This window comes from Escherichia coli DSM 30083 = JCM 1649 = ATCC 11775 (assembly GCF_003697165.2).
GTDB lineage: Bacteria > Pseudomonadota > Gammaproteobacteria > Enterobacterales > Enterobacteriaceae > Escherichia > Escherichia coli.
Genome location: NZ_CP033092.2, coordinates 3,859,620 through 3,883,454, shown reverse-complemented (window position 1 = coordinate 3,883,454; position 23,835 = coordinate 3,859,620). Strand labels below are relative to the sequence as shown.

Annotated in this window: 19 protein-coding genes; 13 read left to right on the top strand and 6 right to left on the bottom strand. The window is 51.5% G+C overall.

Features of this window, described 5'->3' with window-relative positions:
• Positions 1-83: 83 nt before the first annotated feature.
• From EAS44_RS20035 to lpdA, 6 genes are all read left to right on the top strand, one after another.
• The gene (locus EAS44_RS20035) at positions 84-272 is read left to right on the top strand and encodes a hypothetical protein (protein WP_000085117.1); all 189 of its coding nucleotides are present in this window, start codon (positions 84-86) and stop codon (positions 270-272) included.
• A 53-nt stretch (positions 273-325) separates the two neighbouring features.
• Positions 326-616, top strand: a complete 291-nt coding sequence (locus EAS44_RS20030) for a bacteriocin immunity protein (protein ID WP_000543774.1) — start codon at positions 326-328, stop codon at positions 614-616.
• Between the two features lie 455 nt (positions 617-1,071).
• A complete protein-coding gene (gene pdhR / locus EAS44_RS20025; RefSeq protein WP_000331776.1) occupies positions 1,072-1,836 on the top strand; it encodes a pyruvate dehydrogenase complex transcriptional repressor PdhR in 765 nt (254 codons plus the stop codon).
• A 160-nt stretch (positions 1,837-1,996) separates the two neighbouring features.
• The gene (gene aceE, locus EAS44_RS20020; protein ID WP_000003823.1) at positions 1,997-4,660 is read left to right on the top strand and encodes a pyruvate dehydrogenase (acetyl-transferring), homodimeric type; all 2,664 of its coding nucleotides are present in this window, start codon (positions 1,997-1,999) and stop codon (positions 4,658-4,660) included.
• 14 nt (positions 4,661-4,674) lie between these two features.
• Positions 4,675-6,567, top strand: a complete 1,893-nt coding sequence (gene aceF, locus EAS44_RS20015; RefSeq protein WP_000963543.1) for a pyruvate dehydrogenase complex dihydrolipoyllysine-residue acetyltransferase — start codon at positions 4,675-4,677, stop codon at positions 6,565-6,567.
• Positions 6,568-6,773: 206 nt separating this feature from the next.
• Positions 6,774-8,198 carry a dihydrolipoyl dehydrogenase gene (gene lpdA / locus EAS44_RS20010; protein ID WP_000102485.1) on the top strand — a complete coding sequence of 475 codons (1,425 nt, stop codon included), beginning with the start codon at positions 6,774-6,776 and terminating at the stop codon, positions 8,196-8,198.
• 241 nt (positions 8,199-8,439) lie between these two features.
• Here the strand turns inward: lpdA and yacH are convergent, their stop codons facing one another.
• A complete protein-coding gene (gene yacH, locus EAS44_RS20005; protein ID WP_000784410.1) occupies positions 8,440-10,197 on the bottom strand; it encodes a DUF3300 domain-containing protein in 1,758 nt (585 codons plus the stop codon).
• A gap of 354 nt (positions 10,198-10,551) precedes the next feature.
• On the opposite strand from yacH, the gene acnB reads away from it, so the two are divergent.
• Complete coding sequence (acnB, locus tag EAS44_RS20000) at positions 10,552-13,149, top strand: bifunctional aconitate hydratase 2/2-methylisocitrate dehydratase (RefSeq protein WP_001295775.1); 2,598 nt, start codon at positions 10,552-10,554, stop codon at positions 13,147-13,149.
• Between the two features lie 174 nt (positions 13,150-13,323).
• Entirely contained in the window at positions 13,324-13,686 is a 363-nt protein-coding gene (yacL, locus tag EAS44_RS19995) for a protein YacL (RefSeq protein ID WP_000384306.1), read from the top strand.
• A gap of 37 nt (positions 13,687-13,723) precedes the next feature.
• On the opposite strand, the gene speD is transcribed toward yacL, so the two are convergent.
• The 3 genes from speD to yacC all read right to left on the bottom strand — a co-directional run bounded on the left by speD (position 13,724) and on the right by yacC (position 15,853).
• Positions 13,724-14,518: an adenosylmethionine decarboxylase gene (speD, locus tag EAS44_RS19990; protein ID WP_000734302.1), complete on the bottom strand. Its 795-nt coding sequence runs from the start codon at positions 14,516-14,518 to the stop codon at positions 13,724-13,726.
• A 15-nt stretch (positions 14,519-14,533) separates the two neighbouring features.
• Positions 14,534-15,400, bottom strand: coding sequence for a polyamine aminopropyltransferase (gene speE / locus EAS44_RS19985; protein ID WP_000818405.1), 867 nt, complete (start codon positions 15,398-15,400; stop codon positions 14,534-14,536).
• A gap of 105 nt (positions 15,401-15,505) precedes the next feature.
• Entirely contained in the window at positions 15,506-15,853 is a 348-nt protein-coding gene (yacC, locus tag EAS44_RS19980; protein WP_001295568.1) for a YacC family pilotin-like protein, read from the bottom strand.
• Between the two features lie 165 nt (positions 15,854-16,018).
• Between yacC and cueO the strand changes: the two genes are divergently transcribed.
• Positions 16,019-17,569: a multicopper oxidase CueO gene (cueO, locus tag EAS44_RS19975; protein WP_001189635.1), complete on the top strand. Its 1,551-nt coding sequence runs from the start codon at positions 16,019-16,021 to the stop codon at positions 17,567-17,569.
• A gap of 46 nt (positions 17,570-17,615) precedes the next feature.
• On the opposite strand, the gene gcd is transcribed toward cueO, so the two are convergent.
• Positions 17,616-20,006 carry a quinoprotein glucose dehydrogenase gene (gcd, locus tag EAS44_RS19970; protein ID WP_001332319.1) on the bottom strand — a complete coding sequence of 797 codons (2,391 nt, stop codon included), beginning with the start codon at positions 20,004-20,006 and terminating at the stop codon, positions 17,616-17,618.
• Between the two features lie 205 nt (positions 20,007-20,211).
• Between gcd and hpt the strand changes: the two genes are divergently transcribed.
• Positions 20,212-20,748 carry a hypoxanthine phosphoribosyltransferase gene (gene hpt / locus EAS44_RS19965; RefSeq protein WP_000683335.1) on the top strand — a complete coding sequence of 179 codons (537 nt, stop codon included), beginning with the start codon at positions 20,212-20,214 and terminating at the stop codon, positions 20,746-20,748.
• Positions 20,749-20,788: 40 nt separating this feature from the next.
• On the opposite strand, the gene can is transcribed toward hpt, so the two are convergent.
• Positions 20,789-21,451, bottom strand: a complete 663-nt coding sequence (can, locus tag EAS44_RS19960; RefSeq protein WP_000651600.1) for a carbonate dehydratase — start codon at positions 21,449-21,451, stop codon at positions 20,789-20,791.
• Between the two features lie 108 nt (positions 21,452-21,559).
• Between can and yadG the strand changes: the two genes are divergently transcribed.
• The 3 genes from yadG to yadI all read left to right on the top strand — a co-directional run bounded on the left by yadG (position 21,560) and on the right by yadI (position 23,798).
• Complete coding sequence (gene yadG / locus EAS44_RS19955; protein ID WP_000150638.1) at positions 21,560-22,486, top strand: ABC transporter ATP-binding protein; 927 nt, start codon at positions 21,560-21,562, stop codon at positions 22,484-22,486.
• Positions 22,483-23,253 (top strand): ABC transporter permease, encoded by a 771-nt coding sequence (gene yadH / locus EAS44_RS19950; RefSeq protein WP_000972203.1) that lies wholly within the window; start codon positions 22,483-22,485, stop codon positions 23,251-23,253. The genes yadG and yadH overlap by 4 nt, the downstream gene beginning before the upstream one ends.
• Before the next feature lie 104 nt (positions 23,254-23,357).
• The gene (gene yadI / locus EAS44_RS19945; RefSeq protein ID WP_000901993.1) at positions 23,358-23,798 is read left to right on the top strand and encodes a PTS sugar transporter subunit IIA; all 441 of its coding nucleotides are present in this window, start codon (positions 23,358-23,360) and stop codon (positions 23,796-23,798) included.
• The last annotated feature ends 37 nt before the right edge of the window (positions 23,799-23,835 follow it).

Here is a 23,835-nt window from a genome sequence, read left to right as displayed (position 1 = left end):
CTCTTAAAAAACAGGTAAAATACTGAAATTTCATTAGGTTATTTTATCAATTTCCCGCTTTCACCGATACCCTTTGGCTGGAGGTGAGTCAGTATCCGGAGTTGATAGCGCAGTTTTCAACTGGTAACCAAACACGTATAAAACAAGGATTAATCGCAAAAGCGCCTCTTGAAGGTTGGCATTATGGCTCTAAGGAAATTGTTAAAGAATTCCATATATATCATAGTGTTGCGATTGAATGTGGTGGCGAAATTTATGATATTGATAATTAAAGGATTGTTACGCCTCGACTACATGATGAAATTCACTACAGGAGATAATGTATATGCATGATTTAAAATATAAAATATATTTTTACACAGAAGGTGAATTTCTTGAAATGCTTGAGGAGATAGTAAATGCAACTAGCAAAGATAAATCCCTAAAAGGGAAAAAATTAGAAAAATATCTCGATACCTTAGTGGATCATTTCATTAAAATTACTGAACATCCTAAAAAGGGAGATCTCATTTTCTATCCTAATTCCCCAGAAGATGGTAAACCTGAAAACATCCTGAAAATCGTCAAAGAATGGCGGCGTTCGCAAGGATTGCCTTTGTTCAAAGATTCAGAATGAACTCTAAACAGAATCTGTCACCTGAAAATCATCACGTTCTGGTTAAGTGATGATTTTCGCTACGAGAAGGTTACGGTGGCGATTGCAGTGATAATAAGCAATGTAAAAAGAAAACATAGGTAAATACTACCTTTCTCTCCTTCCCTGAACATTCATTTTACATATTAATTCACATAATTGAATTGTTATGCGTTTTGTTGCTTGGTGAATCGGTTCAGAGGAAATATTTTTTCGTTTCAATTCTGTTAAGGTCACCCCTTGATGGGTAAATTTAACATTTGTGCATAGTTACAACTTTGAAACGTTATATATGTCAAGTTGTTAAAATGTGCACAGTTTCATGATTTCAATCAAAACCTGTATGGACATAAGGTGAATACTTTGTTACTTTAGCGTCACAGACATGAAATTGGTAAGACCAATTGACTTCGGCAAGTGGCTTAAGACAGGAACTCATGGCCTACAGCAAAATCCGCCAACCAAAACTCTCCGATGTGATTGAGCAGCAACTGGAGTTTTTGATCCTCGAAGGCACTCTCCGCCCGGGCGAAAAACTCCCACCGGAACGCGAACTGGCAAAACAGTTTGACGTCTCCCGTCCCTCATTGCGTGAGGCGATTCAACGTCTCGAAGCGAAGGGCTTGTTGCTTCGTCGCCAGGGTGGCGGCACTTTTGTCCAGAGCAGCCTATGGCAAAGCTTCAGCGATCCGCTGGTGGAGCTGCTCTCCGACCATCCTGAATCACAGTATGACTTGCTCGAAACACGACACGCCCTGGAAGGTATCGCCGCTTATTACGCCGCGCTGCGTAGTACCGATGAAGACAAGGAACGCATCCGTGAACTCCACCACGCTATAGAGCTGGCGCAGCAGTCTGGCGATCTGGACGCGGAATCAAACGCCGTACTCCAGTATCAGATTGCCGTCACCGAAGCGGCCCACAATGTGGTTCTGCTTCATCTGCTAAGGTGTATGGAGCCGATGTTGGCCCAGAATGTCCGCCAGAACTTCGAATTGCTCTATTCGCGTCGCGAGATGCTGCCGCTGGTGAGTAGTCACCGCACCCGCATATTTGAAGCGATTATGGCCGGTAAGCCGGAAGAAGCGCGCGAAGCATCGCATCGCCATCTGGCCTTTATCGAAGAAATTTTGCTCGACAGAAGCCGTGAAGAGAGCCGCCGTGAGCGTTCTCTGCGTCGTCTGGAGCAACGAAAGAATTAGTGATTTTTCTGGTAAAAATTATCCAGAAGATGTTGTAAATCAAGCGCATATAAAAGCGCGGCAACTAAACGTAGAACCTGTCTTATTGAGCTTTCCGGCGAGAGTTCAATGGGACAGGTTCCAGAAAACTCAACGTTATTAGATAGATAAGGAATAACCCATGTCAGAACGTTTCCCAAATGACGTGGATCCGATCGAAACTCGCGACTGGCTCCAGGCGATCGAATCGGTCATCCGTGAAGAAGGTGTTGAGCGTGCTCAGTATCTGATCGACCAACTGCTTGCTGAAGCCCGCAAAGGCGGTGTCAACGTAGCCGCAGGCACCGGTATCAGCAACTACATCAACACCATCCCCGTTGAAGAACAACCGGAGTATCCGGGTAATCTGGAACTGGAACGCCGTATTCGTTCAGCTATCCGCTGGAACGCCATCATGACGGTGCTGCGTGCGTCGAAAAAAGACCTCGAACTGGGCGGCCACATGGCGTCCTTCCAGTCTTCCGCAACCATTTATGATGTGTGCTTTAACCACTTCTTCCGTGCACGCAACGAGCAGGATGGCGGCGACCTGGTTTACTTCCAGGGCCACATCTCCCCAGGCGTTTACGCTCGTGCTTTCCTGGAAGGTCGTCTGACTCAGGAGCAGCTGGATAACTTCCGTCAGGAAGTTCACGGCAATGGCCTCTCTTCCTATCCGCACCCGAAACTGATGCCGGAATTCTGGCAGTTCCCGACCGTATCTATGGGGCTGGGTCCGATTGGTGCTATTTACCAGGCTAAGTTCCTGAAATATCTGGAACACCGTGGCCTGAAAGATACCTCTAAACAAACCGTTTACGCGTTCCTCGGCGACGGTGAAATGGACGAACCGGAATCCAAAGGTGCGATCACCATCGCTACCCGTGAAAAACTGGATAATCTGGTCTTCGTTATCAACTGTAACCTGCAGCGTCTTGACGGCCCGGTCACCGGTAACGGCAAGATCATCAACGAACTGGAAGGCATCTTCGAAGGTGCTGGCTGGAACGTGATCAAAGTGATGTGGGGTAGCCGTTGGGACGAACTGCTGCGTAAAGATACCAGCGGTAAACTGATCCAGCTGATGAACGAAACCGTTGACGGCGATTACCAGACCTTCAAATCGAAAGATGGTGCGTATGTTCGCGAACACTTTTTCGGTAAATATCCTGAAACCGCAGCACTGGTTGCAGACTGGACTGACGAGCAGATCTGGGCACTGAACCGTGGTGGTCACGATCCGAAGAAAATCTACGCTGCATTCAAGAAAGCGCAGGAAACCAAAGGCAAAGCGACGGTAATCCTTGCTCATACCATTAAAGGTTACGGCATGGGCGACGCGGCTGAAGGTAAAAACATCGCGCACCAGGTTAAGAAAATGAACATGGACGGTGTGCGTCACATCCGCGACCGTTTCAATGTGCCGGTGTCTGATGCAGATATCGAAAAACTGCCGTACATCACCTTCCCGGAAGGTTCTGAAGAGCATACCTATCTGCACGCTCAACGTCAGAAACTGCACGGTTATCTGCCAAGCCGCCAGCCGAACTTCACCGAGAAGCTGGAGCTGCCGAGCCTGCAAGATTTCGGCGCGCTGCTGGAAGAGCAGAGCAAAGAGATCTCTACCACTATCGCTTTCGTTCGTGCTCTGAACGTGATGCTGAAGAACAAGTCGATCAAAGATCGTCTGGTACCGATCATCGCCGACGAAGCGCGTACTTTCGGTATGGAAGGTCTGTTCCGTCAGATTGGTATTTACAGCCCGAACGGTCAGCAGTACACCCCGCAGGACCGCGAGCAGGTTGCTTACTATAAAGAAGACGAGAAAGGTCAGATTCTGCAGGAAGGGATCAACGAGCTGGGCGCAGGTTGTTCCTGGCTGGCAGCGGCGACCTCTTACAGCACCAACAATCTGCCGATGATCCCGTTCTACATCTATTACTCGATGTTCGGTTTCCAGCGTATCGGCGATCTGTGCTGGGCGGCTGGCGACCAGCAAGCGCGTGGCTTCCTGATCGGCGGTACTTCCGGTCGTACCACCCTGAACGGCGAAGGTCTGCAGCACGAAGATGGTCACAGCCACATTCAGTCGCTGACTATCCCGAACTGTATCTCTTACGATCCGGCTTACGCTTACGAAGTTGCTGTCATCATGCATGACGGTCTGGAGCGTATGTACGGTGAAAAACAAGAGAACGTTTACTACTACATCACTACGCTGAACGAAAACTACCATATGCCGGCAATGCCGGAAGGTGCTGAGGAAGGTATCCGTAAAGGTATCTACAAACTCGAAACCCTTGAAGGTAGCAAAGGTAAAGTTCAGCTGCTGGGCTCCGGTTCTATCCTGCGTCACGTCCGTGAAGCGGCAGAGATCCTGGCGAAAGATTACGGCGTAGGTTCTGACGTTTATAGCGTGACTTCCTTCACCGAATTGGCGCGTGATGGTCAGGATTGTGAACGCTGGAACATGCTGCACCCGCTGGAAACTCCGCGCGTTCCGTATATCGCTCAGGTGATGAACGACGCTCCGGCAGTGGCATCTACCGACTATATGAAACTGTTCGCTGAGCAGGTCCGTACTTACGTACCGGCTGACGACTACCGCGTACTGGGTACTGATGGCTTCGGTCGTTCCGACAGCCGTGAGAACCTGCGTCACCACTTTGAAGTTGATGCTTCTTATGTCGTGGTTGCGGCGCTGGGCGAACTGGCTAAACGTGGCGAAATCGATAAGAAAGTGGTTGCTGACGCAATCGCCAAATTCAACATCGATGCAGATAAAGTTAACCCGCGTCTGGCGTAAGAGGTAAAAGAATAATGGCTATCGAAATCAAAGTACCGGACATCGGGGCTGATGAAGTTGAAATCACCGAGATCCTGGTCAAAGTGGGCGACAAAGTTGAAGCCGAACAGTCGCTGATCACCGTAGAAGGCGACAAAGCCTCTATGGAAGTACCATCTCCGCAGGCGGGTATCGTTAAAGAGATCAAAGTCTCTGTTGGCGATAAAACCCAGACCGGCGCACTGATTATGATTTTCGATTCCGCCGACGGTGCAGCTGACGCTGCACCTGCTCAGGCAGAAGAGAAGAAAGAAGCAGCTCCGGCAGCAGCACCAGCGGCTGCCGCGGCAAAAGACGTTAACGTTCCGGATATCGGCAGCGACGAAGTTGAAGTGACCGAAATCCTGGTGAAAGTTGGCGATAAAGTTGAAGCTGAACAGTCGCTGATCACCGTAGAAGGCGACAAGGCTTCTATGGAAGTTCCGGCTCCGTTTGCTGGCACCGTGAAAGAGATCAAAGTGAACGTGGGTGACAAAGTGTCTACCGGCTCGCTGATTATGGTCTTCGAAGTCGCGGGTGAAGCAGGCGCGGTAGCTCCGGCAGCTAAACAGGAAGCAGCTCCGGCAGCGGCCCCTGCATCAGCAGCTGGCGTGAAAGAAGTTAACGTTCCGGATATCGGCGGTGACGAAGTTGAAGTGACCGAAGTGATGGTGAAAGTGGGCGACAAAGTTGCCGCTGAACAGTCACTGATCACCGTAGAAGGCGATAAAGCTTCTATGGAAGTTCCGGCTCCGTTTGCAGGCGTCGTGAAGGAACTGAAAGTCAACGTTGGCGATAAAGTGAAAACTGGCTCGCTGATTATGATCTTCGAAGTTGAAGGCGCAGCGCCTGCGGCAGCTCCTGCGAAACAGGAAGCGGCAGCGCCGGCTCCGGCAGCAAAAGCTGAAGCTCCAGCAGCAGCTCCGGCTGCGAAAGCCGAAGGCAAATCTGAATTTGCTGAAAACGACGCTTACGTTCACGCGACTCCGCTGATCCGCCGTCTGGCACGCGAATTTGGCGTTAACCTGGCGAAAGTGAAGGGCACTGGCCGTAAAGGTCGTATCCTGCGCGAAGACGTTCAGGCTTACGTGAAAGAAGCTATCAAACGTGCAGAAGCGGCTCCGGCGGCGACTGGCGGCGGTATCCCAGGCATGCTGCCGTGGCCGAAGGTGGACTTCAGCAAGTTTGGTGAAATCGAAGAAGTGGAACTGGGCCGTATCCAGAAAATCTCTGGTGCGAACCTGAGCCGTAACTGGGTGATGATCCCGCATGTTACCCACTTCGACAAAACCGATATCACCGAGCTGGAAGCGTTCCGTAAACAGCAGAACGAAGAAGCGGCGAAACGTAAGCTGGATGTGAAGATAACCCCAGTTGTCTTCATCATGAAAGCCGTTGCTGCAGCTCTTGAGCAGATGCCTCGCTTCAACAGTTCGTTGTCGGAAGACGGTCAGCGTCTGACCCTGAAGAAATACATCAACATCGGTGTGGCGGTGGATACCCCGAACGGTCTGGTTGTTCCGGTATTCAAAGACGTCAACAAGAAAGGCATCATCGAGCTGTCTCGCGAGCTGATGACTATTTCTAAGAAAGCGCGTGACGGTAAGCTGACTGCGGGCGAAATGCAGGGCGGTTGCTTCACCATCTCCAGCATCGGCGGCCTGGGGACTACCCACTTCGCGCCGATTGTGAACGCGCCGGAAGTGGCTATCCTCGGCGTTTCCAAGTCCGCGATGGAGCCGGTGTGGAATGGTAAAGAGTTCGTGCCGCGTCTGATGCTGCCGATTTCTCTCTCCTTCGACCACCGCGTGATCGACGGTGCTGATGGTGCCCGTTTCATTACCATCATTAACAACACGCTGTCTGACATTCGCCGTCTGGTGATGTAAGTAAAAGAGCCGGCCCAACGGCCGGCTTTTTTCTGGTAATCTCATGAATGTATTGAGGTTATTAGCGAATAGACAAATCGGTTGCCGTTTGTTGTTTAAAAATTGTTAACAATTTTGTAAGATACCGACGGATAGAACGACCCGGTGGATAATGGGCGTCATAAAAAAACGTCAGACCCGCCGGAGATAAATATATAGAGGTCATGATGAGTACTGAAATCAAAACTCAGGTCGTGGTACTTGGGGCAGGCCCCGCAGGTTACTCCGCTGCCTTCCGTTGCGCTGATTTAGGTCTGGAAACCGTAATCGTAGAACGCTACAACACCCTTGGCGGTGTTTGCCTGAACGTCGGCTGTATCCCTTCTAAAGCACTGCTGCACGTAGCAAAAGTTATCGAAGAAGCCAAAGCGCTGGCTGAACACGGTATCGTCTTTGGCGAACCGAAAACCGATATCGACAAGATTCGTACCTGGAAAGAGAAAGTGATCAATCAGCTGACCGGTGGTCTGGCTGGTATGGCGAAAGGCCGCAAAGTCAAAGTGGTCAACGGTCTGGGTAAATTTACCGGGGCTAACACCCTGGAAGTTGAAGGTGAGAACGGTAAAACCGTGATCAACTTCGACAACGCGATCATTGCAGCGGGTTCTCGCCCGATTCAACTGCCGTTTATTCCGCATGAAGATCCGCGTATCTGGGACTCCACTGACGCGCTGGAACTGAAAGAAGTACCAGAACGCCTGCTGGTAATGGGTGGCGGTATCATCGGTCTGGAAATGGGCACCGTATACCACGCGCTGGGTTCACAGATTGACGTGGTTGAAATGTTCGACCAGGTCATCCCGGCAGCTGATAAAGACATCGTTAAAGTCTTTACCAAGCGTATCAGCAAGAAATTCAACCTGATGCTGGAAACCAAAGTTACCGCCGTTGAAGCGAAAGAAGACGGCATTTATGTGACGATGGAAGGCAAAAAAGCACCCGCTGAACCGCAGCGTTACGACGCCGTGCTGGTAGCGATTGGTCGTGTGCCGAACGGTAAAAACCTCGACGCAGGCAAAGCTGGCGTGGAAGTTGACGACCGTGGTTTCATCCGCGTTGACAAACAGCTGCGTACCAACGTACCGCACATCTTTGCTATCGGTGATATCGTCGGTCAGCCAATGCTGGCACACAAAGGTGTTCACGAAGGTCACGTTGCCGCTGAAGTTATCGCCGGTAAAAAACATTACTTCGATCCGAAAGTTATCCCGTCCATCGCCTATACCGAACCAGAAGTTGCATGGGTAGGTCTGACTGAGAAAGAAGCGAAAGAGAAAGGCATCAGCTACGAAACCGCCACCTTCCCGTGGGCTGCTTCTGGTCGTGCTATCGCTTCCGACTGCGCAGACGGTATGACCAAGCTGATTTTCGACAAAGAATCTCACCGTGTGATCGGTGGTGCAATTGTCGGTACTAACGGCGGTGAGCTGCTGGGTGAAATCGGCCTGGCAATCGAAATGGGTTGTGACGCTGAAGACATCGCACTGACCATCCATGCGCACCCGACTCTGCACGAGTCTGTGGGCCTGGCGGCAGAAGTGTTCGAAGGTAGCATTACCGACCTGCCGAACCCGAAAGCGAAGAAGAAGTAATTTTTCGTTTGCCGGAACATCCTGCAAATTAAGAAGCGGCTATTCTGGCCGCTTCAGATTGTTGATAAAGTGCTCGTGGTTGATGCCGGATGCGGCGTAAACGCCTTATCCGACCTACAAAATCATGCAAATTCAATATATTGCATGGCTTGTGTAGGCCCGATAAGCTTGCGCATCGGGCGATTCGATGTTTGTCATCAGTCTTAAGCGGCTAACAACGCCGCTTTTTTACGCCTGCAATTTACCTTTCCAGTCTCCTTGCTCCACGCTCAGACAACCGTTCGCGTACCGCTGACCGTTGCTCATTATTCAATCGGGCAGTATGGTTACTGTCGTTTAGACGCTGCGGGCGGCTCTCCTGAACTTTCTCTCGAAAAACCTGACGCTGCTCAGGCGAGGCAGACTGGATACGCTGACGTGCTGCATCTCTTTGCTGTTGATTCTGCGGGTTAGTCTGCATTTTCTCGCGAACCGCCTGGCGCTGCTCAGGCGACGCGGACTGAATACGCTGACGTGCCGCTTCTCTTCTCTGCTGATTCTGCGGGTTAGCCTGAATTTTCTCGCGGACTGCCTGGCGCTGCTCAGGAGAAGCCGACTGATAACGCTGACGAGCGGCGTCCTTTTGTTGCTGGGTCAGTGGCTGGCGACGGCTGAAGTCGCGGAAGTCGTCATAGCTCCCATAGTGTTCAGCTTCATTAAACCGCTGTGCCGCTGCCTGACGTTGGGTATCTCGCGTAATGACGGGGGCGGCGTGTGTTCGTTGCTGAAACTGACTTGCTGCCGCATGACGCTGGCTGTCGCGTGTTGGAGCAGGTAACTGCGTGGCGCTCATTCCGCCGTTGACATCGGTTTGATGAAACCGCTTTGCCATATCCTGATCATGATAGGTCACACCATTACGGTAGTTTGGATTGTGCCGCCATGCCATATTCTTATCAGTAAGATGCTCACCGGTGATACGGTTGAAATTGTTGACGTCGATATTGATGTTGTCGCCGTTGTGTTGCCAGTCATTACCGTCACGATGACCGCCATCGTGGTGATGATAATCATCATCGTCATGATGATGATGGTCATGATCGTCGTCGTCCCAGTCGATGCTGCTGAATAGTGCGTATGTGGTAGCAACGCCCATGCTATAGCCGAATCCGCGCACAAAGCTGTCAACAAACGGTTCTCCGGCTGGCGGCGGCAGATAAACTGGCGGATAAGCGGTATTGGCCCAACTGCCGTAAACCACGTTTGGGTTGTAGTTCGGAATATAAACCACATCCGGATTGGCTGGCTCAATGGTTATTACGGTCGGTGCAGGTTCTGCGACGACGGGGCTGGACGTAGAAACGGTATTTGATTGTGTGGCAGGGGCGTTGGCGGGCTGATTTACCGGTACGACTTTTTTCGTTGTCGCGATGATCTTTTGTTCAGTTGATGACTTCAGCGAGCCGGTTTGTTGCGCCAGTTGCCGCAATCGCTGTACCGAGTCCATCACGTCCTGCGGCTGCGCCAGAAAAGCATCGCCCAGGTTTTGCACCCATTGCGGGTTTTCGCCCATCAATGCCATCAACTGTGGAAAGGCCACCAGTGATTTGACGCTGGCGTCCCAGGGCTGGTCAGATACAGCCTGAATAGCAGCATCGCCTTGTTTAAGTGGATTATCGTGCGACCATTGCACTGCTTGAGCAACGTTTGCCGGATAGGTTGATGCCATTAACACTTGTGAAAGCAGAGAGTCGGGGTATAGCGCGACAGGTGCAACCCATTGATCTATTTGAGCAGTGCTGAATGCGGATTTGACGACGGCAGGCGTTACGGGAGGCGCGGAAACCGTTGCAGGAAGCGTAACTGCGGAGATGTCAGGCGCAGTCTGTTGTGTCGATTGCGCTTCCACAGGCGCTTCCACTGTGCGGCTTTTTATATATAGCCCGGCAGAGGCGGCACAAAGCCCGGCACTGCAAATTAGCGCCAGCACATGGGGTTTAAACGGCAAAGTCATTTTCATAATTCGGATCTCAAGGAAATCGCAATGGTCGGCGAACTGCCACCCGCAGGTGCTGTGAATCCGAGTATAAAGAGGCCGTAGTTTAAATTTTGACTAATCTTGGGATTCGTTGAGAAAGGTGATTATCACCATGCGAATTAACGAAGTTTTTACGGAGGGAAACATTCTCTAGACTATCCTTAACGATTCAGCCACTTTTTTATGTTGCTTTTTTGTAAACAGATTAACACATCGTCAAAATCCTGCTATTCTGCCCGTTGCGGTACTGGGCATTTACCCTACAAACTGCTGTCTCACAGGAGCGTGAAGAGAATCGCCTGCCGCACTATGACAATGAGAGCGAGGAGAACCGTCGTGCTAGAAGAATACCGTAAGCACGTAGCTGAGCGTGCCGCTGAGGGGATTGCGCCCAAACCCCTGGATGCAAACCAAATGGCCGCACTTGTAGAGCTGCTGAAAAACCCGCCCGCGGGCGAAGAAGAATTCCTGTTAGATCTGTTAACCAACCGTGTTCCCCCTGGCGTCGATGAAGCCGCCTATGTCAAAGCAGGCTTCCTGGCTGCTGTCGCCAAAGGCGAAGCTAAATCCCCGCTGCTGACTCCGGAAAAAGCCATTGAACTGCTGGGCACTATGCAGGGTGGTTACAACATTCATCCGCTGATCGACGCGCTGGATGATGCCAAACTGGCACCGATCGCTGCCAAAGCACTTTCTCACACGCTGCTGATGTTCGATAACTTCTATGACGTAGAAGAGAAAGCCAAAGCAGGCAACGAATATGCGAAGCAGGTAATGCAGTCCTGGGCGGATGCCGAATGGTTCCTGAATCGCCCGGCGCTGGCTGAAAAACTGACCGTTACCGTCTTCAAAGTCACTGGCGAAACCAACACCGATGACCTCTCTCCGGCACCAGATGCGTGGTCACGCCCGGATATCCCACTGCACGCGCTGGCGATGCTGAAAAACGCCCGTGAAGGTATTGAGCCAGATCAGCCTGGTGTTGTTGGCCCGATCAAACAGATTGAAGCTCTGCAACAGAAAGGTTTCCCGCTGGCGTACGTCGGTGACGTTGTGGGTACGGGTTCATCGCGTAAATCCGCCACGAACTCCGTTCTGTGGTTTATGGGCGATGATATTCCACATGTGCCGAACAAACGCGGCGGTGGTTTGTGCCTCGGCGGTAAAATTGCACCAATCTTTTTTAACACGATGGAAGACGCGGGTGCACTGCCAATCGAAGTCGACGTCTCTAACCTGAACATGGGCGACGTAATTGACGTTTACCCGTACAAAGGTGAAGTGCGTAACCACGAAACCGGCGAACTGCTGGCAACCTTCGAACTGAAAACCGACGTGCTGATTGATGAAGTGCGTGCTGGCGGCCGTATTCCGCTGATTATCGGGCGTGGCCTGACCACCAAAGCGCGTGAAGCACTTGGCCTGCCGCACAGCGATGTGTTCCGTCAGGCGAAAGATGTCGCTGAGAGCGACCGTGGCTTCTCGCTGGCGCAGAAAATGGTGGGCCGAGCCTGTGGCGTGAAAGGCATTCGTCCGGGCGCGTACTGTGAACCGAAAATGACTTCTGTAGGTTCCCAGGACACCACCGGCCCGATGACCCGTGATGAACTGAAAGACCTGGCGTGCCTGGGCTTCTCGGCTGACCTGGTGATGCAGTCTTTCTGCCACACCGCGGCGTATCCGAAGCCAGTTGACGTGAACACGCACCACACGCTGCCGGACTTCATTATGAACCGTGGCGGTGTGTCGCTGCGTCCGGGTGACGGCGTAATCCACTCCTGGCTGAACCGTATGCTGCTGCCGGATACCGTCGGTACCGGTGGTGACTCCCATACCCGTTTCCCGATCGGTATCTCTTTCCCGGCGGGTTCTGGTCTGGTGGCATTTGCAGCCGCAACAGGCGTAATGCCGCTGGATATGCCAGAATCCGTTCTGGTGCGCTTCAAAGGCAAAATGCAGCCGGGTATCACCCTGCGCGATCTGGTACACGCGATCCCGCTGTATGCAATCAAACAAGGTCTGCTGACCGTTGAGAAGAAAGGTAAGAAAAACATCTTCTCTGGCCGCATTCTGGAAATTGAAGGTCTGCCGGATCTGAAAGTTGAGCAGGCATTTGAGCTGACCGATGCGTCTGCCGAGCGTTCTGCTGCCGGTTGTACCATCAAGCTGAACAAAGAACCGATCATTGAATACCTGAACTCTAACATCGTCCTGCTGAAGTGGATGATCGCGGAAGGTTACGGCGATCGTCGTACCCTGGAGCGTCGTATTCAGGGCATGGAAAAATGGCTGGCGAATCCTGAGCTGCTGGAAGCCGATGCAGATGCGGAATACGCGGCAGTGATCGACATCGATCTGGCGGATATCAAAGAGCCAATCCTCTGTGCACCGAATGACCCGGACGACGCACGTCCGCTGTCTGCGGTACAGGGCGAGAAGATCGACGAAGTATTTATCGGTTCTTGCATGACTAACATCGGTCACTTCCGTGCTGCTGGTAAACTGCTGGATGCGCACAAAGGTCAGTTGCCGACCCGCCTGTGGGTGGCACCGCCAACGCGTATGGACGCTGCGCAGCTGACCGAAGAAGGCTACTACAGCGTCTTCGGTAAGAGTGGTGCTCGTATCGAGATCCCTGGCTGTTCCCTGTGTATGGGTAACCAGGCGCGTGTAGCAGACGGTGCGACGGTGGTTTCCACCTCTACCCGTAACTTCCCGAACCGTTTGGGTACTGGCGCGAATGTCTTCCTGGCTTCTGCGGAACTGGCTGCTGTTGCGGCGCTGATTGGCAAACTGCCGACGCCGGAAGAGTACCAGACCTACGTGGCGCAGGTAGATAAAACAGCCGTTGATACTTACCGTTATCTGAACTTCGACCAGCTTTCTCAGTACACCGAAAAAGCGGACGGGGTGATTTTCCAGACTGCGGTTTAATAAGTAAGCGCACGCGCTGCGCATAAACGACACAATGCCCGGTGAATGAGATTCCCGGGCATTTTTTATTTCTAAACCATCGCCGTTCCGCTGTTTTTCTCCGGTAAGGCTGCGATAATTACATCAATGGCGCAATGCGATTTCGGCGCATTGCCGGGAGCAGAGGAACACACTATGGATTACGAATTTCTGCGCGATATTACCGGAGTGGTAAAGGTGCGCATGTCCATGGGGCATGAAGTGGTCGGGCACTGGTTTAATGAAGAGGTGAAAGAAAACCTGGCCTTGCTTGATGAAGTGGAACAAGCGGCGCACGCATTGAAAGGTAGCGAACGTTCCTGGCAACGGGCAGGGCATGAATACACGCTATGGATGGATGGTGAAGAGGTGATGGTTCGCGCCAATCAACTGGAATTCGCTGGCGATGAAATGGAAGAGGGGATGAACTACTACGATGAAGAGAGCTTGTCGCTGTGCGGCGTTGAGGATTTTCTTCAGGTGGTGGCGGCTTACCGTAATTTCGTGCAGCAGAAGTAAGTAAATCAGGCGGAGCCTCCGTGCTCCGCCTGAGACGTTAAACAGCGGGCATATTGCGCCCGTAATAAATCTCGCGCATTTCTTTCCACAGCGCAGCGGTAATTTCCTGGCGCTCGCTGTCGGTTAAATCTTCCGGTTTGGTGTGGAACATGTAGTGCTTAAGGTCGAACTCTTTAAGCAACATCTTGGTATGGAAGATATTCTCCTGATAGACGTTTACATCCACCATGTCATACAGCGCCTTCATATCTTCGGACATAAAGTTCTGAATCGAATTAATCTCATGGTCGATAAAGTGCTTCATACCGTTAATGTCGCGGGTAAAACCGCGCACGCGATAATCAATAGTCACAATATCGGACTCAAGCTGGTGGATCAGGTAATTCAGCGCCTTCAGCGGAGAAATCACGCCGCAGGTAGAGACTTCAATATCGGCGCGGAAGGTACATAAACCGCCTTCAGGATGACTTTCCGGGTAGGTATGTACGCAAATATGACTTTTATCGAGATGGGCAACGACCGTTTCTGGCAGTGGGCCGGGATGTTCTGTTTTGTCGATAAGTTTCGGGTCGACCGGTTCTTCACTCACCAGAATAGTGACGCTGGCACCTTGTGGCTCGTAATCCTGGCGGGCGATGTTAAGAATATTGGCCCCGATAATGGAACAGGTTTCTGACAGGATTTCGGTCAGACGGTTGGCATTATAGAGTTCATCGATATAAGCAATATAACCGTCGCGCTCTTCGGTAGTTTTGGCGTAGCAGATATCGTAAATACAAAAACTCAGACTTTTGGTCAGATTATTAAAGCCATGCAGTTTCAGTTTTTTCAATTTCTTATCTTCTCCTTAGGACGGCTGTGAAGCCAGTGCATCTTGCAGATACTGGGGTAAGGCAAAAGCTGCCGTATGGACTGCCGGATTGTAATAACGGCATTTCAGGCCAGAAGCGAGAAAACGCGCCTGAATAATTTCGGTTGAGAGATGGCGTAAGGCGTCGTTATCTGTCGCCCATGCAAAGGTCATGATGCCGCCGTAATAGGTCGGGATCGCCGCCTGATAAAAGCCAACATCGCTGAAGTAATGGCTGAGTTTGCGATGACTGTCGATGGCCTCTTCCTGCTGTAAAAAGCAGACGCCGTTTTGTGCGACGAAGATACCGCCAGGATTCAGGCAACGTTTGCAGCCTTCATAAAATGCAGAAGTAAACAGACTTTCGCCGGGACCGATAGGATCGGTGCAGTCGGAGATAATGACATCAAAGGTCTGGTTGGTTTGATTAACGAAATTGACACCATCGTCGATCACCAGTTTAAAGCGCGGATCGTCGTAACTACCGGCGTTATGGTTGGGAAGATACTGACGGCAGAACGACACGACACCCGCATCGATTTCCACCATCGTGATTGACTCAACGTTTTTATGTCGGGTTACTTCACGCAGCATGGCACCGTCGCCGCCGCCGATAATCAGCACATGTTTCGCGTGACCGTGGGCCAGTAGCGGAACATGGGTCATCATCTCATGATAGATAAACTCGTCACGCTCGGTGGTTTGTACTACACCATCCAGCGCCATTACGCGACCAAATGCGGCGTTCTCAAAAATGATCAGATCCTGGTGATCGGTCTTTTCATGATACAGAACGTTATCTACCGCAAAGTACTGCCCAAACTGGTCGTGTAGCGTTTCATGCCACTGTTTTTTTTCGGCCATGGGTTGATACCTCCTTTGTTAACACCCGTAAAAAAATGGCGCAACATAATAGCTAACATTGACCGCGGATGCACGGTCAATATTTCTACAAAAAGGTATCAGGGATTATTTGACGTAGGCAAGCAGGCTTAAGGAATCGCGAGCCAGGGCTTTGCACTTTTTAGCGACGGGAATGCCAATGCCGCTGAGATCGCGGTAGCTGTCTTCACCGAGGGCTTTCATGTCGAAGGTGTCGTAATTACTGAGATCCCACTGGTTTTGCTGGGCGAAAAAGACCAGCGCGCGACGAATTTGCCCGTTAGGTAAGTTCTGGTAACCACAATCGTTCTTCAGAAAAACAAAAACTGCCGTTAAATCGGCCATATCTTCGGCTTCAGACTCGCTGAGCGCGTAACTGTTTGCGCAAACGGCCATCAGGCTGCCGAATAACACTGTTCTGAAAAACGTCTTCATTGCTTCTACCAGGGGCTTAAAGAAGATAAACGTTAGCACACTGCGAGCGAGGCGACGACCATTATTGTCGATTAAATTGTGTCTGCGGCTTGACCTTCCCGTAAGGGGAAGGACTATGCTCAACGTTTGATTTTGTTTCGCCTGCTTAAGAATAAGGAAATAACTATGCAACGTCGTGATTTCTTGAAATATTCCGTCGCGCTGGGTGTGGCTTCAGCCTTGCCGCTGTGGAGCCGCGCAGTATTTGCGGCGGAACGCCCAACGTTACCAATCCCTGATTTGCTCACGACCGATGCCCGTAATCGCATTCAGTTAACTATTGGCGCAGGTCAGTCCACCTTTGGCGGGAAAACCGCAACTACCTGGGGCTATAACGGCAATCTGCTGGGGCCGGCGGTGAAATTACAGCGTGGCAAAGCGGTAACGGTTGATATCTACAACCAACTGACGGAAGAGACGACGTTGCACTGGCACGGGCTGGAAGTACCGGGTGAAGTGGACGGCGGCCCGCAGGGAATTATTCCGCCAGGTGGCAAGCGCTCGGTGACGTTGAACGTTGATCAACCTGCCGCTACCTGCTGGTTCCATCCACATCAACATGGCAAGACCGGACGTCAGGTGGCGATGGGGCTGGCTGGTTTGGTGGTGATTGAAGATGACGAGATCCTGAAATTAATGCTGCCAAAACAGTGGGGTATTGATGATGTCCCGGTGATTGTTCAGGATAAAAAATTTAACGCTGACGGGCAGATTGATTATCAACTGGATGTGATGACCGCCGCCGTGGGCTGGTTTGGCGATACGCTGCTGACCAACGGTGCAATCTACCCGCAACACGCTGCCCCGCGCGGCTGGCTGCGCCTGCGTTTGCTCAATGGCTGTAATGCCCGTTCGCTCAATTTCGCCACCAGCGACAATCGCCCGCTGTATGTGATTGCCAGCGACGGTGGTCTGCTACCTGAACCAGTGAAGGTGAGCGAGCTACCGGTGCTGATGGGTGAGCGTTTTGAAGTGCTGGTGGAGGTTAACGACAACAAACCATTTGACCTGGTGACGCTGCCGGTCAGTCAGATGGGGATGGCGATTGCGCCGTTTGACAAGCCGCATCCGGTAATGCGGATTCAGCCGATTGCCATTAGTGCCTCTGGTGCTTTGCCAGACACATTAAGTAGCCTGCCTGCGTTACCTTCGCTGGAAGGGCTGACGGTACGCAAGCTGCAACTTTCTATGGACCCAATGCTCGATATGATGGGGATGCAGATGCTGATGGAGAAATATGGCGATCAGGCGATGGCCGGGATGGATCACAGCCAGATGATGGGCCATATGGGGCACGGCAATATGAATCATATGAACCACAGCGGGAAGTTTGATTTCCACCATGCCAACAAAATCAACGGTCAGGCGTTTGATATGAATAAGCCGATGTTTGCGGCGGCGAAAGGGCAGTACGAACGTTGGGTTATCTCTGGCGTGGGCGACATGATGCTGCATCCGTTCCATATCCACGGTACGCAGTTCCGTATCTTGTCAGAAAATGGCAAACCGCCAGCGACGCATCGTGCAGGCTGGAAAGATACCGTTAAGGTAGAAGGTAATGTCAGCGAAGTGCTGGTGAAGTTTAATCACGATGCACCGAAAGAACATGCTTATATGGCGCACTGCCATCTGCTGGAGCATGAAGATACGGGGATGATGTTAGGGTTTACGGTATAAAAAGACCGTATTCGGAAATATGCCCGGATCTCTCCGGGCATTATGGTTACTTCACATCATCCGGCAACGCATAAGCCACAATATAGTCGCCCATCTTCGTACCAAATGAACCGTGACCGCCTGCGGAGATCACCACATACTGCTTGCCATTCACTTCATAGGTCATTGGCGTAGCCTGACCACCCGCTGGTAAACGACCCTGCCACAGTTTTTCACCGTTGCTCATGTTGTAAGCGCGCAGGTAGTTATCTGCCGTAGCGGCGATAAACAGCACGTTACCCGCCGTGGAGATTGGCCCGCCCAGCATCGGCATACCCATATTGAACGGCACCGGTACAGGCATTGGGAATGGCATACTGTCCTGCGGCGTACCAATACGTTTCTTCCACACCACTTCATTGGTTTTCAGATCCAATGCTGAGATATAGCCCCATGCTGGCTGTTTACATGGCAGACCAAACGGTGAGAGGAACGGGTTGAGCGTGACGCCATACGGTACACCGTACTGCGGCTGGATGCCGGATTCCGTACCCGTGCCTTTGGCATCTTTCGGCTGTTCCATCGGGTTACCAGGACCGCGTGGGATCAGTTTCGAAACAAACGGCAGTGCCATTGGGTTGGCAATCGCCACTTCACGATTCGGATCAACGGAAATCCCGCCCCATTCGAACATCCCCAGGTTACCCGGGAAGACCAGCGTACCCTGTTCAGATGGCGGCGTAAAAATGCCTTCATAGCGCATCTGGTGGAACATCACGCGGCACACCAACTGGTCAAACATGGTGGCACCCCACATATCCGCACCGCTCAAATCTTTCGTCGGACGGAAGCTCAGTTCCGAGAAGGGTTGAGTAGGGGTCACGTAATCGCCTTTGGCAGCACCTTGGGGAACCGGTTTTTCCGGGGCCGGAACCACCAGTTCACCATTGCGACGATCGAGCACAAAAATGTTGCCGGTTTTCGCCGGAGCATAAATGACCGGCACTTTCTGACCATTAACGGTGATGTCCGCCAGCGTCGGCTGTGCAGGAAGATCCATATCCCACAGGTCGTGGTGAACGGTCTGGTAGCTCCACGCCAGTTTCCCGGTAGTGGCATTCAGCGCCAGAATCGAGCTGGCATAACGTTCCTGTTCCGGTGTGCGATTACCGCCCCAGATATCTGGCGTGGTCACGCCCATCGGCAGATAGACCAGATCCAGCTTCGCGTCATAGGCCGCTGGTGCCCACGAGTTTGGTGAGTTAAAGGTAAAGGTGTGTTCGTCAGACGGGATCGCATTCGGATCTTTCGCGCCCGGATCAAAAGCCCACAGCAGCTCCCCGGTGTTGACATCAAAACCACGGATCACGCCAGACGTTTCGCGGGTTGAGAAGTTGTCGGTGACTGAACCGGCCATCACGATGGTTTTATCGGTGATAATCGGCGGCGAAGTCGGCTCATACAGACCCGGTTTGGTGTCCGGCATATTGCTTTGCAGATTGAGCACGCCTTTATTGGCGAAGGTTTCGCACAGCTTGCCGTTTTCAGCGTTAATCGCAATCAGACGACCATCATTGACCGGAAGAATGATACGACGCGGGCAATCCGCCATCACTTCCGGCGAAGCAGTTTCTGCTTTGGCTTCATGATAAGAGACGCCACGGCAGGTTACATGCTGGAAGGACTCGTTGGTTTTCAGCTCAGGATCGTAATGCCATTTCTCTTTACCGCTGGCGGCATCCAGCGCAAACAGACGTTGATGCGCGGTACACAGGTAAAGGGTGTCGCCCACTTTAATTGGCGTCACTTCATTGGTGATTTCGCCCGGATCGTTCGGCTGCTTCACATCGCCAGTACGGAACACCCAGGCTTCTTTCAGCTTGTGGACGTTATCAGTGTTAATTTGCTTCAGTGGTGAAAAGCGTTGACCTTCCTGATTGCGACCATAGGCAGGCCAGTCCTGATCGGCAACGGGGGAGATGGCTTCTGCTGGCGTGGTATCGGCGCTTAAGGTGCCGCTGATTTCCTGCGGATCGTTAAATCCGGCCCAGGTCAGGATACCACCGCTAATCAGCAGTGCGACCACCAGTGCGGCAACTGCGCCGCTGGCAGGAATGACCAGGCGACGCCAGACAAACGGCAGGATCAGCCAGATGCCGAAGAAGACCAGAATGTCGCTGCGCGGAGTCAGCGCCCAGAAGTCGAAACCAACTTCCCAGACGCCCCAAATCATAGTGCCGAGCAGCAGGGCTGCGTACAGCCAAAGCGCGGCGCGTTTACTGCGCCACAGCATCCAGGCGACGCCGAGCATCACAAGGCCAGCGATAGGGTAGTACCAGGAGCCGCCAATCGCGACCAGCCAGCCTCCGCCAATGAGTAGATACAGCCCGCAAAGCGCTGCAAAAAGGGCTGTTAGCGTGACGAGTAATCGCCGCGAGCCGGTATTGTTAATTGCCATAAAGAGACACCATTTCAATTCATTAATATTTTAGTAGCAATTAATTATAGGTTTTAACATGTGTGATCGTCATCACAATTCGAGCTTTATTAACAGATTCCGCGAATGAATAGTTTTACTGGTATACTGCGTGTCTTGCGCTTTGTTGCGGTGCTGAAACCTGCCCGTGCGAAGTGATTTGTTTTTAAATCATATGGTTATAGATATGAAACATACTGTAGAAGTAATGATCCCCGAAGCGGAGATTAAAGCGCGTATCGCCGAACTGGGTCGTCAGATTACTGAGCGTTACAAAGACAGCGGCAGCGATATGGTGCTGGTGGGTCTGCTGCGTGGCTCATTTATGTTTATGGCGGACCTGTGCCGTGAAGTTCAGGTATCTCATGAAGTCGACTTTATGACCGCCTCCAGCTACGGTAGCGGCATGTCCACCACCCGTGATGTGAAAATCCTCAAAGACCTGGATGAAGATATCCGTGGCAAGGACGTGCTGATTGTTGAAGATATCATCGACTCGGGGAATACACTGTCGAAAGTGCGTGAGATCTTAAGCCTGCGCGAACCGAAGTCGTTGGCGATTTGTACGCTGCTGGATAAACCGTCCCGTCGTGAAGTGAACGTCCCGGTAGAATTTATCGGTTTCTCGATCCCGGATGAGTTTGTGGTGGGTTACGGCATTGATTACGCACAGCGTTACCGTCATCTGCCGTATATCGGCAAAGTGATTCTGCTGGACGAGTAAGTGTGAAGTTGCCGGATGTGTTGCATCCGGCATGGCGAATTTATTTGTGATTGATGTGCTTCAGCTTGAGGTTGGAGATCCCGTGACGGTAACGTTGCTCAAGGGTTTCGCGGTTAGTCGCTGTGACATCCAGATCACGCAGCAAGCCGTCGTGAATGCCGTAGGCCCAGCCGTGAATGGTAACTTTCTGCCCGCGTTTCCACGCTGATTGCATAATGGTGGAGTGGCCCAGGTTATACACCTGTTCCATGACGTTCAGTTCACACAAGGTATCCAGACGGCGCTCTTGCGGCATTTCGCCGAGCAATGAGCTATGTTTGAACCAGATATCGCGGATATGCAGCAGCCAGTTGTTGATAAGCCCCAGTTCTGGGTTTTCAACTGCGGCTTGTACGCCGCCGCAACCGTAGTGGCCACAGATAATAATGTGTTCAACTTCGAGTACATCCACTGCATACTGAACCACGGAAAGGCAGTTCAGGTCGGTGTGAATGACCAGGTTAGCAACATTACGGTGAACAAAGAGTTCGCCCGGCTCAAGACCGGTTAAACGTTCTGCAGGAACGCGACTGTCGGAACATCCAATCCATAGAAAGCGCGGTTTTTGCGCTTGTGCCAGTTTCTCAAAAAACCCGGGATCCTCTTCCACCAGCATTTTTGACCATAGTGCATTGTTGCTGATGAGTGTATCTATGTCTTTCATGGAGGTTAACGACCTGTAACCAAATAATTACGTTTGGCTAATATAGGGCAACTCCGGGACGATTTAAACCACAGATAAAGTGTAAGAACGTAAGGTAAGTAAAAATTTATGACCATTGCACTGGAACTTCAACAGCTTAAAAAAACCTATCCAGGCGGCGTTCAGGCGCTTCGTGGAATCGATTTGCAGGTCGAAGCGGGTGATTTTTATGCGCTTCTCGGGCCGAACGGGGCCGGAAAATCGACCACTATCGGTATTATCAGCTCTCTGGTAAATAAAACCTCCGGGCGGGTCAGCGTATTTGGTTACGATCTCGAGAAAGATGTCGTAAACGCTAAACGTCAGTTGGGGCTGGTGCCACAGGAATTTAACTTCAACCCGTTTGAAACCGTGCAGCAAATTGTGGTGAATCAGGCAGGGTACTACGGTGTGGAGCGCAAAGAAGCGTACATTCGCAGCGAAAAGTATCTTAAACAACTCGATCTATGGGGAAAACGCAACGAACGTGCGCGTATGTTATCTGGCGGGATGAAGCGCCGTTTAATGATTGCCCGTGCGTTAATGCATGAACCTAAACTACTGATTCTCGACGAACCGACCGCAGGCGTGGATATTGAACTTCGCCGCTCAATGTGGGGCTTTTTGAAGGATTTAAACGACAAAGGCACCACCATCATTCTCACCACACATTACCTGGAAGAAGCAGAAATGCTGTGCCGCAATATCGGCATTATTCAACACGGTGAGCTGGTGGAAAATACTTCGATGAAGGCGCTGCTGGCGAAGCTGAAATCAGAAACCTTTATTCTCGATCTCGCACCGAAAAGTCCGTTACCGAAGCTCGATGGCTATCAGTATCGACTGGTAGATACCGCCACGCTGGAAGTTGAAGTGCTGCGTGAGCAGGGCATCAACAGCGTATTTACGCAGTTAAGTGAGCAGGGCATTCAGGTATTAAGTATGCGTAACAAAGCTAACCGTCTGGAAGAGCTGTTTGTTTCACTGGTTAATGAAAAACAAGGAGATCGCACATGATGCATCTTTACTGGGTGGCGCTAAAAAGCATCTGGGCGAAAGAGATCCATCGCTTTATGCGCATCTGGGTGCAGACGCTGGTGCCGCCAGTCATCACCATGACCCTTTACTTTATTATCTTCGGTAACCTGATTGGTTCGCGTATTGGCGATATGCATGGCTTCAGCTACATGCAGTTCATCGTACCGGGGCTGATCATGATGTCGGTGATCACCAACGCCTACGCTAACGTCGCGTCATCATTTTTTGGTGCCAAGTTCCAGCGTAATATTGAAGAGCTGCTGGTAGCGCCGGTTCCGACTCATGTCATTATTGCCGGATATGTCGGTGGTGGCGTGGCGCGTGGTCTGTTTGTTGGTATTTTGGTGACGGCAATTTCACTGTTTTTTGTGCCGTTTCAGGTGCATTCGTGGGTATTCGTTGCCTTAACCCTGGTGCTCACTGCGGTGCTATTCTCCCTTGCGGGTTTGCTGAACGGCGTGTTTGCCAAAACGTTCGATGACATCAGCCTGGTGCCAACCTTTGTGTTAACGCCACTCACGTATTTGGGCGGGGTGTTTTACTCCCTGACTTTGTTGCCGCCGTTCTGGCAAGGGCTGTCGCACCTGAACCCAATCGTTTATATGATCAGTGGTTTCCGCTACGGCTTCCTCGGTATCAATGATGTTCCGCTGGTCACTACCTTCGGTGTACTGGTGGTCTTTATTGTGGCGTTTTATTTGATCTGTTGGTCGCTGATCCAACGTGGACGTGGTTTGCGTAGCTAAGGCTATTTCCTCTCCTCTGGATTTGGGGGAGAGGAGTTTTGACGGCTATCACCCTTTATCAACAATGGTCAGGGTAGACTGATTTTCGGCTAAGGAGGAAGGCGATGTTAGGTTGGGTAATTACCTGTCACGATGACCGGGCGCAAGAGATACTGGATGCGCTGGAGAAAAAACATGGGGCACTTCTTCAGTGCCGGGCCGTGAATTTCTGGCGCGGATTAAGCTCTAATATGCTCAGCCGCATGATGTGCGATGCCTTGCATGAAACGGACTCTGGTGAGGGCGTTATCTTTTTAACCGATATAGCCGGAGCGCCACCGTACCGCGTGGCTTCATTATTAAGCCACAAACACTCCCGTTGCGAAGTGATTTCTGGTGTCACGTTACCGTTAATTGAACAGATGATGGCTTGCCGTGAAACCATGACCAGTTCAGCGTTTCGCGAGCATATTGTCGAACTGGGTGCGCCGGAGGTGAGTAGTCTTTGGCACCAACAACAAAAAAATCCGCCTTTCGTCCTCAAACATAATTTGTATGAGTATTAACCCGCGATTCTGATGACGCTTTTGCTACAATAAAGGC